General features: G+C 56.7%; 14 protein-coding genes. 9 read left to right on the top strand and 5 right to left on the bottom strand.

Going from position 1 to position 15,625, the window contains the following annotated elements; genetic code table 11:
* Positions 1 to 104: 104 nt before the first annotated feature.
* Positions 105 to 1,157, bottom strand: coding sequence for an anthranilate phosphoribosyltransferase family protein (locus AC0QHF_RS24550; RefSeq protein ID WP_324706896.1), 1,053 nt, complete (start codon positions 1,155 to 1,157; stop codon positions 105 to 107).
* A 235-nt stretch (positions 1,158 to 1,392) separates the two neighbouring features.
* Here AC0QHF_RS24550 and AC0QHF_RS24545 point away from each other — a divergent pair, with 235 nt between their 5' ends.
* On the top strand, positions 1,393 to 1,917 hold the full coding sequence (locus tag AC0QHF_RS24545; protein WP_324706895.1) for a DUF937 domain-containing protein: 525 nt from the start codon (positions 1,393 to 1,395) through the stop codon (positions 1,915 to 1,917).
* Positions 1,918 to 2,041: 124 nt separating this feature from the next.
* Complete coding sequence (locus tag AC0QHF_RS24540; protein WP_324706894.1) at positions 2,042 to 2,335, top strand: TIGR03792 family protein; 294 nt, start codon at positions 2,042 to 2,044, stop codon at positions 2,333 to 2,335.
* Between the two features lie 46 nt (positions 2,336 to 2,381).
* Here AC0QHF_RS24540 and AC0QHF_RS24535 read toward each other — a convergent pair whose 3' ends face one another.
* Positions 2,382 to 2,516 carry a hypothetical protein gene (locus AC0QHF_RS24535; protein ID WP_324706893.1) on the bottom strand — a complete coding sequence of 45 codons (135 nt, stop codon included), beginning with the start codon at positions 2,514 to 2,516 and terminating at the stop codon, positions 2,382 to 2,384.
* Positions 2,517 to 2,713: 197 nt separating this feature from the next.
* On the opposite strand from AC0QHF_RS24535, the gene AC0QHF_RS24530 reads away from it, so the two are divergent.
* Entirely contained in the window at positions 2,714 to 3,502 is a 789-nt protein-coding gene (locus AC0QHF_RS24530; RefSeq protein ID WP_324706892.1) for a hypothetical protein, read from the top strand.
* A gap of 16 nt (positions 3,503 to 3,518) precedes the next feature.
* The gene (locus AC0QHF_RS24525) at positions 3,519 to 4,517 is read left to right on the top strand and encodes a nucleoside hydrolase (protein WP_324706891.1); all 999 of its coding nucleotides are present in this window, start codon (positions 3,519 to 3,521) and stop codon (positions 4,515 to 4,517) included.
* A 200-nt stretch (positions 4,518 to 4,717) separates the two neighbouring features.
* Here AC0QHF_RS24525 and AC0QHF_RS24520 read toward each other — a convergent pair whose 3' ends face one another.
* Positions 4,718 to 5,437 carry a Uma2 family endonuclease gene (locus tag AC0QHF_RS24520; protein WP_324706890.1) on the bottom strand — a complete coding sequence of 240 codons (720 nt, stop codon included), beginning with the start codon at positions 5,435 to 5,437 and terminating at the stop codon, positions 4,718 to 4,720.
* An 80-nt stretch (positions 5,438 to 5,517) separates the two neighbouring features.
* Between AC0QHF_RS24520 and AC0QHF_RS24515 the strand changes: the two genes are divergently transcribed.
* From AC0QHF_RS24515 to rnhA, 4 genes are all read left to right on the top strand, one after another.
* Complete coding sequence (locus AC0QHF_RS24515; RefSeq protein ID WP_324706889.1) at positions 5,518 to 6,438, top strand: ABC transporter permease; 921 nt, start codon at positions 5,518 to 5,520, stop codon at positions 6,436 to 6,438.
* A 198-nt stretch (positions 6,439 to 6,636) separates the two neighbouring features.
* Positions 6,637 to 7,203, top strand: a complete 567-nt coding sequence (locus tag AC0QHF_RS24510) for a hypothetical protein (protein WP_324706888.1) — start codon at positions 6,637 to 6,639, stop codon at positions 7,201 to 7,203.
* Between the two features lie 148 nt (positions 7,204 to 7,351).
* Entirely contained in the window at positions 7,352 to 8,842 is a 1,491-nt protein-coding gene (locus tag AC0QHF_RS24505) for a TldD/PmbA family protein (protein WP_324706887.1), read from the top strand.
* 117 nt (positions 8,843 to 8,959) lie between these two features.
* Positions 8,960 to 9,469, top strand: coding sequence for a ribonuclease HI (gene rnhA, locus AC0QHF_RS24500; protein ID WP_324706886.1), 510 nt, complete (start codon positions 8,960 to 8,962; stop codon positions 9,467 to 9,469).
* A 43-nt stretch (positions 9,470 to 9,512) separates the two neighbouring features.
* On the opposite strand, the gene AC0QHF_RS24495 is transcribed toward rnhA, so the two are convergent.
* Both AC0QHF_RS24495 and AC0QHF_RS24490 read right to left on the bottom strand, forming a co-directional pair.
* Positions 9,513 to 11,363 carry a peptidoglycan D,D-transpeptidase FtsI family protein gene (locus AC0QHF_RS24495; protein ID WP_324706885.1) on the bottom strand — a complete coding sequence of 617 codons (1,851 nt, stop codon included), beginning with the start codon at positions 11,361 to 11,363 and terminating at the stop codon, positions 9,513 to 9,515.
* Between the two features lie 74 nt (positions 11,364 to 11,437).
* Positions 11,438 to 12,019: a hypothetical protein gene (locus AC0QHF_RS24490; protein WP_324706884.1), complete on the bottom strand. Its 582-nt coding sequence runs from the start codon at positions 12,017 to 12,019 to the stop codon at positions 11,438 to 11,440.
* A gap of 1,041 nt (positions 12,020 to 13,060) precedes the next feature.
* Here AC0QHF_RS24490 and glgB point away from each other — a divergent pair.
* Positions 13,061 to 15,373 carry a 1,4-alpha-glucan branching enzyme gene (glgB, locus tag AC0QHF_RS24485; protein ID WP_324706883.1) on the top strand — a complete coding sequence of 771 codons (2,313 nt, stop codon included), beginning with the start codon at positions 13,061 to 13,063 and terminating at the stop codon, positions 15,371 to 15,373.
* Positions 15,374 to 15,625 lie beyond the last annotated feature (252 nt).

Here is a 15,625-nt window from a genome sequence, read left to right as displayed (position 1 = left end):
GCCGTCGCCCCTTCCTGTCAACCCCTTTTCGCCGAAAAATTCACAAAAATTTAAAAAATTAAAAAAAATCAATTGTGGGGGCGCGGGGTCTTGCGCCCCCGCCATCAGGGGGAAGTTGCGATCGCCCCCACGGCCGCCGCGATCGCGTCAAACTGGCGGGAAACGTGTCCTTCCGCCAACAATCTTTTCGCCTCAGAAATCCCCGCTTCCAGACTCTCCGCAACGCCAGACCGCCACAGATAAAAACCGCCGTTCCAAACCGCCGCCGGCATCAATTCTCCCGGTTCCCCCGCCAAAACGGCTTGGGTTTGGCCGACCAATTCCTCCGTCGAATTAAACGGCACTTCTTTGCCGTTGCAGCCGTAATCGCTCGGGTGCAACAGCAGGCGTTCAAACTCGCCGTCGGGGTGGTTGACGCCGATAATGCAAGTGCGATCGCGAGGCAAATCGCAACTGCCTTCGAGTCCCTTCACCGTCATAAACCGGATCTGATTTCGATAGCCAAGGGCGGTGCGGAACAGGCCCTCCGTGGGGGGGTGGACGTAGCCGCAGGCGATCAGGGCATCCCCCGCATAGGGGGACCACATCAACTCCAACGTGGCGATGGGGGGGCGCTTGCCGATGTCCCGGCGGGGTTCGACCAGAGTCATCGCCTCCGGAAAATGGGCAGGGAGGTAAACGAATCCCAAACCCGTTTTCTCGAAAATATCCTGGGTTCTTTGCAAGCTGACGCCCCGCCACTCGACGCCCAACCCCCGCCAAATTTCGGCGAGGGAAATGCCCTCCTTCGTCGGCATCCGATCGCCCCCGTGGAGGATGGCCGGAACCCCGGAGGCGGTGAGGATCAGGGCTGTCAGGATTGTAACGGGGGCCGTGCGCGATCGGCCGTCGTAGGGGTGAGAGAGCACCACGGGGGGGCGGTTCGCCCCGGTCAGGTGGGGTCCCAACTCGTCGTAAACGTCCAACATTCCCGCCAACTCTTCCCCCGTGGGCCGGCGGATGCGGTGGGCAATCAGGAAGGCGCCGACCTGGACGGGGGTGGCCTCCCGGTGCAGCATCATCCGCAGGGCGTCCGCCGCCTCCTCGCGACTCAGGAGTTGGTTGGTGTGGGTTCCGCTGCCCACTTTTTTCAATAACGTTCTAAATCGATCGCTCATAAACTCAACGGGGAATGGTGAGACTTCCCCAAATTTTAAGCCCAAAGCCACCCGGGCCGGGTTTGTAAATCAACACATCTTGATGGGGGACGGATCAAATTCGGTCGAGTTGGGGGTTGCGGGCGGATTTTCGCGTCCTGGGGATTGAAAAAGTGCGATCGCCCCCCCTCCATCCAAGATCGCCCCCGTCCGGGTACACTGAGAGGAAATTTCTGAAATTCCAGGAGCAACAACTATGGGACTCTTCGATCAAATCGTCGGCGCCCTCAACGACCCCCAAGCCCAGGCGAATGCGGGTCAACTCGGCAACCTGATAAACACCGCCCAACAATTGAGCACCCAGTTGGGGGCGTCCCCGGAAACCACCCAAACTCTGATGTCCGTGGCGGGGGGCTATGTGCGATCGGCTTTGCAGGAAAAACGCAGCCAGGAGGGGGACGAATCGGTGCAAACCTTCGTGAACGAACACGGTGGCACCAACCCCGACCCCGTAGCCGTCCAAGGTTTATTTTCCCCGCAACAACAAAATCAACTGATCGAAACCGTCTGCCAGCGGACGGGGCTCGACTCCCAAACCATCCAAAGTTTGCTTCCGATGGTGGTGCCGATGATCCTGAATTTCCTGCAAACCGGGACGAACACCCAAAACCCCCGACAGGCTCAAAATCCGGTTTTGAGCGGCTTCTTGGACGCGGATGGGGACGGCGATGTGGATATGGCGGATACCCTAAAAATGGCCAGCAAGTTTTTGAACCGCTAATATAGCGCTGTGCGCTGTGCGCCGGGTGTAGGGTGTAGGGTGTAGGGTGTAGGGAATGGGAGTGGGGAGTCGAGTGTTTCTTTTAACTCGCTCACCCTCCTTGGCCCGGAGTGGAGAATGAGATATGGTCGTCGAGTGGCTACAGTTCAAAGTGCCTCCCGACGAGTGGGAGGCGTTCATCCGGCGGGATGAGGAAGTCTGGACGGAGGGACTCAAACAGTTTCCCGGCTTTGTCGGCAAAGAAATTTGGGTCGATCCGGAGAAGGAGGAGGTGATTGCAGTGATCCGCTGGGAAACCCGGGAACAGTGGAAGTCCATCCCCCAAAGCGAGTTAGATCGACTCGATCGCCAAATGGGCGACCTGAAAATGCCGATCGTCAACAGCGGCGAATATCAGGTTCGCAAGTTCCTGCATTGAGTTTTCCGATGGGGACGAAGGCGATTCGCCCCGGTCTTTTAAGTCTCTAGCCGAACTTGTCGATCAGGGCGACAATCAGGTTGATGCTGAGAAATCCCACCCCGATCGCCAAGATGATGAAGGTGGCGATGCTGAGAATGGGGCGAATTTTTTCAAAACCGGGCTTGTCGTTCGGTTCCATAAAATAGGGCGGTTCGAGGTGGGAAGTTGAGAGACGGGGGCGATCCGGACCGCCGATCGGACTAAACTAGGATTGTAACACAATTATTTTTTTGCATCATCGCCCCGTTAAATTCTCATTTTGACAGACCAATGGCTATGTTTTCCCCCATTTCCCACCCGGATCGATCTACACTGAACTCTATTTCGAGTACCGCCATGCCCAAGTCCAACGGCTCCGAGTCTCGTGCCCTGATGCCAGATTTACCCCGGCGACACTGGTTAGAGTGGGCTGAGTATATTTCTTTGGCCAGTTCCGCGATCGGCTCGATTGTCGTGGCCCTGTCCAACCAGGCATTCTACGGCGTGGCACCGCTGACGGTGGCCCTGTCTTTGAATGTGGCTAACCGATATCGGCACGAACAGGAGGCAGTCCGGACTCAAGCCGAAGTCGTCGAGATGCGGGAGTCGGTGGAACAGTTGGAACAGAAGGCGGTGCAGGCGATTGTGGGGGTGCGGAAACAACTGCGGGGAGAGATGCAGACGCTACGGGAACAGTTGCAAACCCCCGGCGAAGGAGAACTGGCGGCGGCCCGCCAATCTCAACAGGTGGCGGCTTTAACGGAGTCTGTCATGTCATTTCAGGAGCAAATTTCCCGGGCGTTGGACGAGATCGAGGGGCAGTTTCGCCAGGAATTGATCCCGCTACAAGACAGTTTGAATGAGTTGCGAAATGCGATCGCCCAGTTGAAAGAAAATGCGGTGGCTCAAACGGAATTGCAACGGGCGATCACGGATGGGGAGGGCGAACCGGGGGCGGTTTCTCCGGCGGCGATCGCGGATCTGTGCCACCTGCAGGCGGAACTCGACCGCATTTCCAAAGAGAATGAAACGGTGATCAAACCCCACATCAAACGGTTGATTTTGATGGTCAAAGAACTTCAGAAAACCGGGGTCAAACCCTCTTTGCCACGCCCTCCTAAACCGCAGTCAGAGCCACAGAATTGAACCGGAGGCGATCGCGATGATATCCCCAGTTTCACCCCGTAAAATTTTGTTGGATACCGATCCGGGCGGGGACGATGTTTTTGCCCTGCTATGGTTGCAGAGTTTGATCCGCCAGGGATTCGCGGAGTTGGTGGCGGTGGCGACAGCGGACGGCAACGTGGCAGCGGGGCGAACTTTCACCACTGCCAGTCAGCTTCTCCAGTTGGGCGGAATGGAAAATATCCCCGTCGGCCGGGGGGTTTTGGTGGAGAATTCTGGGGTGGGAAATGCCGCCCACATCCACGGCGACGACGGTATCGGAAATTTGTCCGCAACGTTGCCGCCACCTGCCCACGAATGGGATGCGGCGCCGGGTTCCGATCGCCTGATTATCGAGTGTTTGGAACGCGATCCGGGGGCGGTGACAATTGTGGCGATCGGGCCGCTGACGAATTTGGCCGCGGCCGAACGACGGCGCCCGGGAATCCTCAAATTGGCGCGGGAAATTGTCATCATGGGCGGGGCGTTTAATTTGGGGGGAAATGTCACCCCCCACGGCGAATTTAACATCACCTATAATCCCGAAGCGGCGCGGACGGTGTTCGAGAGTCGGGGGGATCTGGTGATGATTTCGCTGGATGTCACCCAACATTTAATTTTAACCCGAAATGTGGGCGATCGCATCGCTGAGGTGAATCCAAATAGTGCGATCGTCAAGTTTATGCTGGGCCTGATCGATTTCATGATCCAAACCTGCCTAAAAAATCGCCGCACCCGTGGCATTCCGGGCTTTTTGGTTCACGATGCAGCCACCGTCGCCTATTTATTTTATCCCGAATTGTTCAAGTTTTATCGCGCCCGAGTGACGGTGGAAACTCAGGGGGAATCGACCCGGGGCATGACTTGGTTTGAACGCACCCACACAGCCAAACCTGATGCCAACACCTGGGTGATCTCCGATGTCGATCCGGAGATGTTTTTTGCAATATTAATCGAAGATTTTAAAGAACTCGTCCGCTCTGATTCTAGGGAGTAGGGAGTCGGGAGTCGGGAGTCGGGAGTAGAATTTTACTCTTTCCCCCAGCTTGTGGGGGCAACCTTATAGGGTTGCCCGTTCATATAGTCATCGGATACCATTTGTAAATGGTCGCGCCCCCAAACCCCCAATTCTGGGGGCTTTCAGCGGATTGATTTTTCACTGATCATTTCACAGGGCTATAAGGAGGGAGAAAGCTGTCAATTTTCCCGATCCGGATCGATTCCTGCAGACCGCAATAATTCCGCCAAGCGATCGGCCCGACGCCGTTCTTCTTCCAACTGTTCTGAGGTTTGTTTCAATTGTTCTGAAGTCTGTTCCAACTGTTGTTCCATTTCTTGGAGTCGTTGTCTGACTTCGATATAGCTGGCGAAGGGTTGATTGTCGGGGCCGTAAATTTTTAACTCATCCTCCGACAAATTAAAGCGAATTTGCAGGCGGGGACTCACCCAATTATTCATGTCGTCAATGACATCCAGGCGTTCCCCCGATCGCAACCAACCGCTGAGGTCGTTTTTTTGCGGATCGAAGAGATAATATTCTTCGACACCGTGGCGATCGTAAAAAACCTGTTTTTTATTCATTTCGGTGAGGGTATTTCCTGGAGAAAGAATTTCAAAGACCACCTGGGGGGCGATATTTGCTTCTTTCCATTGTTGATACGATCCGCGTTCCCCCTTGGGAACCCCGAACGCCACCATCACGTCCGGGGCTTGGCGGGTTTTGTTGTCCCCCTCGACGGGATACCACAGCAGATCGCCGGCGACAAATACCTCGGGATCGGGGGCGAACAGCCAGTCTAAGTTATACTGGATGACGGTAATCCAGCGAAATTGTAGGGTATTGTCTGACAGGGGATTCCCATCTCGTTCAGGATAAGTGATCTGAGTTTGGGTGTCGGATGAAAGTTGAGAAACCATGACGGGTTCCGAGATGCGATCGACACCAATGATTATACAATATAATTTGCAAATAAACGACTATTTTATTAACTTTTGGGATGAAAAATGCCGTTTCCGAATCCACCGATCGCTCCCCTCAAAACCGCACGTTATTGGGGGATATCTGGCGGCGGTTTCGCCGGGATAAAATGGCGGTTTTCGGCAGCGTTGTCTTGCTGATTATCGTCGTTTCAGTGGCGATCGCGCCCTTCTTTTACACCACTTCCCCCGATGCGATCGACTTCGGCAATTCTATCGCCCCCCCGAGTTGGAAACACCCCTTCGGAACCAACGATTTGGGACAGGATCAACTCGCCCGCATCCTGATCGGCGGACGCATTTCGTTGGCGGTGGGGGTGGCGGCAATGTTGGTGGCGATTAGTTTTGGGACATCCGTGGGCGCGATGGCGGGATTTTACGGCGGAATTGCGGACGGTTTGCTGATGCGAATGACGGATTTATTTTTATCCCTGCCGCAACTGCCGGTTTTGCTGTTGGTGATCTATTTATTTCGGGAATCCGCCCGGGCGATCGCGTCGGGGGAAGTGGGAATTTTCCTGTTAATTGTGTTGGTGGTGGGGGGACTCAATTGGATGTCCGTGGCGAGGTTGGTTCGGGCGAGTTTTCTATCAGTTCGCGAAATGGATTTCGTCACCGCAGCCCGGGCGATCGGGGCCAAACCGAGGCGTTTGATCTGGGTTCACATTCTCCCCAACGTCCTCACCCCCATCATCGTCGCCGCCACCCTCGCCGTCGGAACGGCGATCATTACCGAATCGACTCTCAGCTTTTTGGGACTGGGATTTCCCCCCGACGTTCCCACCTGGGGGCGGATGTTGTACGATGCCCAAAATTACATTCAAACCGCCCCCCACATGGTAATATTTCCGGGGGCTGCAATTTTTCTGACGGTTCTGAGTATCAACTACATCGGAGACGGTTTGCGAGATGCTTTAGACCCCCATTCCAAATCGTTTTAAAATGATTAAATATCCACCGCAATCATCCCCTTTTCGAGGGAAATAATTGCGGGACTTATTGACCGACATTTTAAATTATTTTATGGGGATTTTTATTCGAGTTAAAAATGGCGATCGCAAAATTTTAAGCCTCAATATTTGCCCAAATCAAAAAAATTATGAGAGAATGGAGACACCCATTCCCAGGAGAAATAACTGATGTTCATTTTTCGGGCTTTCACCCTCGCCGTGACGGTCGGTTTGCTGACTCCTCTGGTTCCCGGCGATCGCTTCAACATCCCCCCGGCGATCGCCCAATTGGAAAATACCCAAGACGGCGACTGGCAGGAATTCACCTCGGAAGTCGGCAATTTCTCGGTGATGATGCCCGGGACCCCCGAGGAAGATGCGGAATCCAATCAGAGGGGCGAGATGCGCCAGTATCTCATTTCGTTGGAGGATGAAACAATCGCCTATGGAGTCTTTTATTACGACGTGGGCGAACTGCCGAGAGAATTGAGTACGACGGAAATAGACGAGTTATTCGATGCGTCGGTCGCGGGTTTTTTGGAAGACTGGGAAGAGAAAAATATCCGCTCCGAAAATAACATTTATCTGGGAGACATCCCGGGGCGGGCGATCGAAGTCGAGGGTTCGGAAGGGATGTTTAAAATGCGACTGTATTGGGCCGCACCCCGCCTGTACATGATTTTAGTCGGTTCGGAACAGCCGGAAAAATTTCCGACGGAGAGCGATCGCTTTTTCGACTCCTTTGAATTTTTGTAACTGCAAATAGCGATCGGGACTGCTGAGAAACCCGGTTTCTGGCTCGCATCCCCAATTCTTCCCCCATCCGTCTCAAATGTTGCCGAATTTCCCAAAGCGATTACGATATACAAAATACCGAGACTGAAATCAACCGATAATTAATCCAATGGTACAAGCACCGATCCGCCAGCAGGCGCCGACAGAACTCGTCAACCTCGCCATTGACCTGATCCGCAAGGCCGGATGCGAGTACGGAGACATCCGCCTGTGTACCTACCGCCGACAGTCCCTCGCCGCCCGCGATCGCTCTTTGGGCAACCTCAGCGATAACGTCAGTTCCGGTTTCGGGGTGCGGGTCCTCCTCAACGGTTCCTGGGGGTTCGCCGCCAGCTACCGCAAAACCCCGGAGGAAGTCGCCCGCGTCGTGGCGTTGGCGGTGGACATCGCCCGGGGGAGTCGCCTCTGTCAGCGGGTTCCGGTGAAATTGGTTCCCGTGGACGCCTACCGGGACACCTACATCACCCCGGTCCAAATCGACCCCTTTTCCATCCCCATCGAAGAGAAGGCGGATTTGGTGCTGACGCTGACGGACAGACTCCTGGCCCACGGGGAAAAGGGCATCAAAAAAGCGAGCGCTTCCCTACAATTTCAACAGGAAAATAAACGCTTCGCCTCCACCGTCGGTTCCGACATCGAACAGACCATTTACCGCAGCTATGCCGGGTACGGGTGCACGGCGATCGCGGACGGAGACGCACAAAATCGGGGCTACGAGAGGCCTCCGCTGAATTTGGGGTATGAACACATCGACACCGCCGATTTGCTGTCTCAGGTCGATCGCGTGGCTTCCGAGGCGATCGAAAAGGTGAAGGCGCCCAAGGGGCCCTCGGGCATCAAATCCACCCTCATCCTCAAACCCACCCACCTCTACCTCACCATCCACGAATCCGTTGGCCACCCCACGGAACTTGATCGCGTCTACGGCTACGAGTCCAACTTCGCCGGGACCAGCTTCGCCACCACGGACCAACTGAAAAAATTGCAGTATGCGGCCCCCTGGGTGAACTTCAAATGCGATCGCACCCAACCGGGCGGACGGAGTACGATGGGCTACGATGACGAGGGGGTTCGAGCCCAGGAATGGTACGTCGTCAAAGACGGGATATTGAACGATTATCTCACCGACCGCGAAACCGCCCACCGCCTTGGACGGGGCAGCAGCAACGGCTGTGCCTACGCCGACAGTTGGTCTAGTGTCCCGATGGTGCGGATTCCCAATTTGGGCTTGGAACCTGGACCCGACGGCGGCGATCGCACCGCTACTTTGGAAGAGATGATTTCCGACACCGAAGACGGGATTTTGATCGACGGGATCGGCAGTTTTTCCATCGACCAACAGCGGCGGAATTTCCAGTTCGGCGGCGATGCGTTTTGGCAGGTCAAAAACGGCAAAGTTGTGGGGATGTTGAAGGATGTGACTTACCAGGCCATGACCACCGAATTTTGGAATCAAGTCGATGCGATCGGACCCGAGTCGGAATGGGAACAGCACGGGACGAGTTTCTGCGGCAAGGGTGAACCCATGCAACTCGCCCAAATGACCCACGCCTGCGTCCCCGTCAGGGTTCGCGACATTCACATTGGCGGCGCGTCTTGACGGAGATGTGGCGGTGGGAGAGCCTAGGCCCTAGGCCCCTACAAACAATGAAATTCCACTGTAGGGGCGCCAACCTTTGATATCATCTCTGATGGCACAACAGCGGGGAAACCGATAATGGATGCAGGCTTGAAGCAGGTGACGATTTACACGGATGGAGCCTGTAGTGGCAATCCGGGGAAGGGGGGATATGGGGCGGTTTTGATGTTCGGCCCGCACCGGCGGGAATTGAGTGGCGGGTTCCGGCGGACGACGAATAACCGGATGGAAATCATGGCCGCGATCGCCGCTTTGGAAGCCCTGAAATATCGCTGTGCGGTGACGTTGCACACGGATTCCAAATATTTGGTGGACGCCATCGCCAAAGGGTGGGCAAAAAAGTGGCGAAATAATGGCTGGCGACGCAATCCGAAAGAGTGGGCAAAAAACCCGGATTTGTGGGCGCAATTGTTGGATTTGTGCGATCGCCACCAGGTTCAATTTGTGTGGGTGAAAGGTCACGCGGGTGTGGAAGAAAACGAGCGGTGCGATCGGCTCGCCGTCGCCGCTTCCCGGGAAGAAAATCTCCCCCCCGACCCCGGATATGAAAATCCGCCGGAACCCCAAGAAATGAAAAGTGAAAAGTGAAAAGTGAAATCTTCCCGACTCCCTAATACCGACTCCCGACTCCCTATTTTTGAGACGGAGGGATGTGTTCGAGGGTGATCAGTCCCTCCATGATGGATTTGACAACAGGTGCCGCCACCAGGCCGCCGCTGCCCCCTTCCGGTTCGTCCACCACCGCCACGACCACGTAGCGGGGGGCATCAACCGGGATGATCCCGACGAAACTGGTGATGTAGGTGCCCCGATAGTAACCCCCGCTGGCACTGGCTTTCTCCGCCGTCCCGGTTTTTCCGCCGATTCGATATCCGGGAATGTGGGCATTTTTTCCGGTTCCGCCTTCAACGACCGTCTCCATCATTTCCACGACGGTTTGGGTGGTTTGTGGCGAAAAAACCTGCTGCGGTTCGGGTCGGGACATCTGCCAATACAACTGTCCTTCGCTGTTGAACAAACCTTCGACGACGTGGGGCGTGACGAGCTTGCCCCCGTTCGCCAAACTGGCGTTAATTTGGGCGAGTTGCAGGGGGGTAATTGAAAATCCCTGGCCGAAAGAACTCGTCGCCACTTCGATGGGGACGTTGACAAATTGTTCGGAACTTTTGAGAGTTCCGGTCGCCACGAAGGGCAGGTCGATGTCCAGCGGTTTGCCCAGTCCGAGACGCTGCAACCCCTCGTAGTAGACTTGGGGGTCCATCCGCTGCATGATGCGGACCATGCCGATGTTGCTGGAATATTTGATGATATCGGTGATCGACACCATCCCCCGGGCGCCGGCCGAGCTGAAATCCGCGTTGGAGATCGTCCACGGTCCCATCTGAATGCTGCCCTCGTCGTTGATGAAGGTATCTGGGGCGATCGCGCCGGCTTCCAGGGCCAGGGCGACGTTGATCGGCTTGAACGTCGAACCGGGTTCGTAAAGGTCGGTCAGGGCCCAATTCTTGAACAATTCCGGGTCGAATTTGAAGTATTCATTCGGGTTGTAGGACGGTTCGTTGACGAGGGTGAGGATGGACCCGTCCCGGGCGTCCATGACGATGGCGGTCCCCCGCTCCGCCTTGTAGGCTTGCACCTGTTCGGCGAGAGCTTTCCGGGCCAGTCGCTGCAGGCGGGAATCGATGGTCAGGCGCAGTTCCAGGTCGTCCATCTGGACGAAACCCGTGGCCAGCTTGGCCGGAACCCAGGCTCCGTTCACGGCCCGCTGGAACAGCAGGGAGGGCATGGTGCGCCGGAGTAGGTTTTCCTGGCTGTGTTCGACGCCGGCCTGGCCGTTGCCCTCGTCGTCCACGTAGCCGACCACGTCCGCACCCAGACCTTCTTGGGGGTAGAGGCGGTGGGGACGGCGGATCAGTTCCAGGCCGTCGAGCCGCAGGTCCAGGATGCGATCGCCCACCTCTTCGGCCAGGGCATCGGCTACCTTGATCCCGCTCTGGGCGAGGCCGAACAGGTCGAGTAAGTCTTCGGCGCTGGGGCTGCTGAGATCGTCGAAAACCAGCACCGAGGCCAGTTGTCGGGCTACCTCCTCCGGGGGATCTTTGAACAGCACCGGGTGGGCGTAGAGGGTGTAAACTTGGCGGTCGATCGCCAAAATATTGCCGTTGCGATCGGTGATGGGGCGGCGGGGGATGAAGGGCATCGATCGCTGCTGCTGCTGATATTCGGCCTGTTCCTTGAGGAATGGCCCCCGGGCAATTTGCAGGCGAAACAGATTGGCGCACAGACCCAATATCCCCGCCAACAGCACCGCCCACACCAAATAGAGGCGGACGGGGATGCATTTAGAGGTGGCGGGCTCGGGTCGAGGCGGTTGTCGCACCTCAAATTTGGGGATCGGAGCGGAGCGCAGTTGCCCCACCGGGCGGGGATTCCGGTGGCGCCGCCGACCCGGAGAACCGGACGAATAGTTAGAAGAAGCCATGAGCTATTTCACCCCCTGTCAGTGGTCGAGTTGATGCGATCGCCCCCCACGTCCGGCATTCCGGGGCGCAACCCTCAATAGGCCAGCGGCCGGTTCGTCTCCGAGGTCGGAGACCAGAGGGGATTCAAAGTCGCGGCGGGTTCGGGCGAAACCGCCGGGCGCAAGGGAGCCGGCCGAATGTAAATCATATCATCGGGATCGGGGACGGCCAAGCCCCCCTCCGGATCTTCGGCCGATTCCACGATGGTGTGCTTGAGGACTTCCTTGGCGGTGCGAAGCTGTTGTTCTTGGTGGCGCAGGTGTTCCAACTGTGGATATTCCCGCGTCCAGCGAGATTCGCTGTAAACCGTCATCCCGTAAAACGTCAGGGTCGTACCCACCAGCAAGCCCGTCACCACCGAGGAGAGTCGGTGCAGCGCCGAGAGGGATTTGAGCCACCCGGGCCGCTCCGGTCGGGGGGGCGGCAGCACCTCCACCCGCGTCGGCCTCACCTCGACCGTCGTCACGGGCGGTCTGGGGCCGTAGGGGTCGGGGATGACGATCGGCCTCTGGGGGGCGCGGCTGAAGGGAATGACATTGCTCGGTGTCCGGGACGGCACGAAGGGATTCGCCTCGACCCGTTTGGTGGGGCGGCGGGGCTTGAAGGCAACCGTCATCACTCATACCTCAACTCAACTTGAATGCTCCATCACTTGCCAGGGCGAAGCGATGGTGTCTGATTAAAAACTGTCAACCCTCGCGACAGGTGGCATTCTCACCGTGCATCGGGAAGTTCAGCCCGAAAACACCCCGAAATCGTTTCCGTTTGGGGCGACGATCTGGAGAAACTTTGACCTGGAGTCCGACGTTGATGAACCGACTGCAAAGGATTGACAGGGTGTTTGATCTCCCTCGAAAAGTCGTGCCTCTGGGTGAGGAGGATCTTCGTCCGTCCCTTGCCTTACTCGTCGAGTTGGCATGATTCTACCACAGATCGGATGGCTCCCCGACCCCCACCCCATCCGCCCCAGTGCGCGATGGGTGCGCTGCGCGGATCGCTTCTGGCCCCGAGTCCCTCTCAAAATCGATCGCCTCAGAATGCCCCAACTTTCACCGGGCTTTGTATACTTGTGTTAAATTACCCGACCTGAGATGCCCCATTCAACCGTGGCAAACCCGATAGATGCGCTGCGCGGATCGCGCCCGGGAGAGAGCCATCTCCAAGAACCGTCACAGAATTGATAGCAATCAGCAAAGGTTAACTGCCCGTCGTTGGCAAGTTTCGGGATTTTCGGATGTCCTAACCGTCATGGCGAGAGCTATAACTATTCTGACCGAAAATCTGGGTTTCAAGCGTCGCCCTTCTCGGGCGACTTTGTGCTAGAGTTTAGCCGAGGCGCGAGAAACCTCTTGAAAAACGCACGGATCTTAACAAGATACCGAAACACCGGCAAAGCTCAAAACTCAAGACTGACACTGTATGGCGGGGCACGCCAAAACAGTTCAAACTACGCTTGGGGACATCAATCCCGCTGGGTCGCACGGCTCAAACCAGACCATTTAGCCGATGGGTGCGGTGTCTGGGGAGAGGTTCTAGGCGAGTCCTTCCGATGTGATTTAAGGATGATGGTTGAACCAAGAATCCCCGTCCCTTTAGGGCGGAGAGTGTCAAACATTCGTTCTTTAGTAATCTCTTTGTTGTAGAGCGTTTGAGACCCATGACCATCGCATTAGATCAGATCGACCGAATCGTTTGGAACCACCACCACGATCCCTTTGAAGTTCTCGGCCCCCATCAAATTGAAAAAGATGGGCAGACCGTGTGGGCTCTCCGAGCTTATCTCCCAAACGCTGATGCGGCATGGGTCATTTTGCCGGAAGATCGCAAAGAATACCCCATGCACTCGGTTCACAACCCCCACTTCTTCGAGTGCATCCTCGACATCCCGGAACTGAGCAACTACCAACTCCGCTACAAGGAAGGGGAACACGAGCGCGTCACCTACGACCCCTACGCCTTCCGCTCCCCCAAACTGACGGACTTCGACATCCACCTGTTCAGCGAAGGCAACCACCACCGCATCTATGAGAAACTCGGCGCCCACACCATGAACCTCAACGGCGTCGATGGGGTCTACTTCGCCGTCTGGGCCCCGAGCGCCCGCAACGTCTCCGTTCTCGGGAACTTCAACCACTGGGACGGCCGCCAACACCAGATGCGGAAGTTCGGCAACGGCGTCTGGGAACTGTTCATCCCCGAAGTCGGGGTCGGGGAACCCTACAAATACGAGATCAAAAACTTCGACGGCCACATCTACGAAAAATCCGACCCCTACGGCTTCCAACAGGAAGTCCGCCCCAAAACCGCCTCCATCGTCGCCGAGTTGGACACCTACACCTGGAACGATGCGGACTGGATGGAACAACGGCGCCACAATGACCCCCTCCTCCACCCCATCTCCGTCTACGAGTGCCACCTGGGTTCTTGGAACCGCGCCCCCTTTTCCGAACCCCACCAACTGCCCGACGGCACCGTCGAACCCGCCGTCCAAGCGGTAGAACTCGACCCGGGCAGTCGCTTCCTCACCTACCGGGAACTGGCCGACCGTCTCATCCCCTACGTCAAAGAACTCGGCTTCACCCACATCGAACTGCTCCCCGTCGCCGAACACCCCTTCGATGGCTCCTGGGGCTACCAGGTGACGGGCTACTACGCCCCCACCTCCCGCTTCGGCACCCCCGAAGATTTCATGTACTTCGTGGACCAGTGCCACCTCAACGGCATCGGTGTCATCGTGGACTGGGTTCCCGGCCACTTCCCCAAAGACGGCCACGGCCTCGCCTTCTTCGACGGCACCCACCTCTATGAACACGCCGACCCCCGCAAGGGCGAACACAAGGGCTGGGGAACCCTGGTCTTCAACTACTCCCGCAATGAAGTCCGCAACTTCCTGGTTTCCAACGCCCTGTTCTGGTTCGACAAGTATCACATCGACGGCATCCGCGTGGATGCGGTAGCCTCCATCCTCTATCTTAACTACTGCCGGGAAGACGGGGAGTGGGTCGCCAACCAGTACGGCGGCTGCGAAAATATCGAGGGGGCCGACTTCATCCGCCAAACCAACCACGTCCTTTTCAGCTACTACCCCGGCATCCTCTCCATCGCGGAGGAGTCCACCTCCTGGCCGATGGTATCCTGGCCCACCTATGTGGGTGGCTTGGGCTTCAACCTGAAGTGGAACATGGGTTGGATGCACGATATGTTGGACTACTTCCACATGGACCCCTGGTTCCGCCAGTTCCACCAAAATAACGTCACGTTCAGCATCTGGTATCACCACAGCGAAAACTTCATGTTGGCCCTGTCCCACGACGAGGTGGTACACGGCAAGAGCAATATGCTGGGCAAAATGCCGGGGGATGACTGGCAGAAATTTGCCAACGTGCGGGCACTGTTCACCTATATGTTCGCCCATCCCGGCAAAAAGACCATTTTCATGGGCATGGAGTTCGCCCAGTGGAAGGAGTGGAACGCCTGGGGTACCCTGGAGTGGGAAATGCTGCAATTTCCGCCGCACCAGGGGATCAAGCGCTTTTTCCAGGATCTCAACACCCTCTACCGCAACGAGCCAACTCTGTACGAAAATGATTTTTCCGAGGAAGGGTTCCAGTGGATCGACTGTAGCGACAACCGCCACAGCGTGGTCTCTTTCATCCGCCGTGCGAAGGATACGGATGAATTTGTGGTGGTGGTGTGCAACTTCACGCCCCAGCCCCACAGCCACTACCGGGTGGGGGTTCCGGAACCCGGGTTTTATACGGAGCTGTTCAACAGCGACTCCGGGGAGTACGGCGGCAGCAACATGGGGAACTTGGGTGGCAAGTGGACGGACGAGTGGTGGTTCCACAACTATCCGCACTCCATCGATCTGTGCCTGCCACCCCTGGGGGTACTGATTCTCAAGTTGGACCGGGAGAAAACGGCCGAAGCCTATCAGCAGGTGGAAGCTGAGGAGGGTGCGGACAGTTAAATAAACCGCCGCCGGTCTGATGTCATGTCAAGTTCGGACCCTCATCGATCGCACCAATTTTTGACGGTCGAATTCTAGAAATCGTTGGCATCCGAACGATTTGAGCGGACATGAGATCAGACCGGGTTTCGGAGCAGACCGACTCCGATGGGGTGTCGGGTGTTGGCAAGGGGGAAGGGTAACCAATCCCCGCGAAGACAGCGACGGGGCTTTCTAGCCCTAACCTGTTACTCTGTCTCGCAGAGAGCAAGA

The organism is Lyngbya sp. CCY1209 (genome assembly GCF_055795065.1).
Note: the sequence above shows the minus strand (reverse complement) of the source record. Positions and strands in the feature narration are given on the sequence as shown.

What these genes read in the sequence shown, in the direction of transcription:
- AC0QHF_RS24550 (WP_324706896.1), bottom strand. Translation starts at nt 1,157, where the DNA reads ATGAGCGATCGATTTAGAACGTTATTGAAAAAAGTGGGCAGCGGAACC.
- AC0QHF_RS24545 (WP_324706895.1), top strand. Translation starts at nt 1,393, where the DNA reads ATGGGACTCTTCGATCAAATCGTCGGCGCCCTCAACGACCCCCAAGCC.
- AC0QHF_RS24540 (WP_324706894.1), top strand. Translation starts at nt 2,042, where the DNA reads ATGGTCGTCGAGTGGCTACAGTTCAAAGTGCCTCCCGACGAGTGGGAG.
- AC0QHF_RS24535 (WP_324706893.1), bottom strand. Translation starts at nt 2,516, where the DNA reads ATGGAACCGAACGACAAGCCCGGTTTTGAAAAAATTCGCCCCATTCTC.
- AC0QHF_RS24530 (WP_324706892.1), top strand. Translation starts at nt 2,714, where the DNA reads ATGCCCAAGTCCAACGGCTCCGAGTCTCGTGCCCTGATGCCAGATTTA.
- AC0QHF_RS24525 (WP_324706891.1), top strand. Translation starts at nt 3,519, where the DNA reads ATGATATCCCCAGTTTCACCCCGTAAAATTTTGTTGGATACCGATCCG.
- AC0QHF_RS24520 (WP_324706890.1), bottom strand. Translation starts at nt 5,437, where the DNA reads ATGGTTTCTCAACTTTCATCCGACACCCAAACTCAGATCACTTATCCT.
- AC0QHF_RS24515 (WP_324706889.1), top strand. Translation starts at nt 5,518, where the DNA reads ATGAAAAATGCCGTTTCCGAATCCACCGATCGCTCCCCTCAAAACCGC.
- AC0QHF_RS24510 (WP_324706888.1), top strand. Translation starts at nt 6,637, where the DNA reads ATGTTCATTTTTCGGGCTTTCACCCTCGCCGTGACGGTCGGTTTGCTG.
- AC0QHF_RS24505 (WP_324706887.1), top strand. Translation starts at nt 7,352, where the DNA reads ATGGTACAAGCACCGATCCGCCAGCAGGCGCCGACAGAACTCGTCAAC.
- rnhA (WP_324706886.1), top strand. Translation starts at nt 8,960, where the DNA reads ATGGATGCAGGCTTGAAGCAGGTGACGATTTACACGGATGGAGCCTGT.
- AC0QHF_RS24495 (WP_324706885.1), bottom strand. Translation starts at nt 11,363, where the DNA reads ATGGCTTCTTCTAACTATTCGTCCGGTTCTCCGGGTCGGCGGCGCCAC.
- AC0QHF_RS24490 (WP_324706884.1), bottom strand. Translation starts at nt 12,019, where the DNA reads ATGACGGTTGCCTTCAAGCCCCGCCGCCCCACCAAACGGGTCGAGGCG.
- glgB (WP_324706883.1), top strand. Translation starts at nt 13,061, where the DNA reads ATGACCATCGCATTAGATCAGATCGACCGAATCGTTTGGAACCACCAC.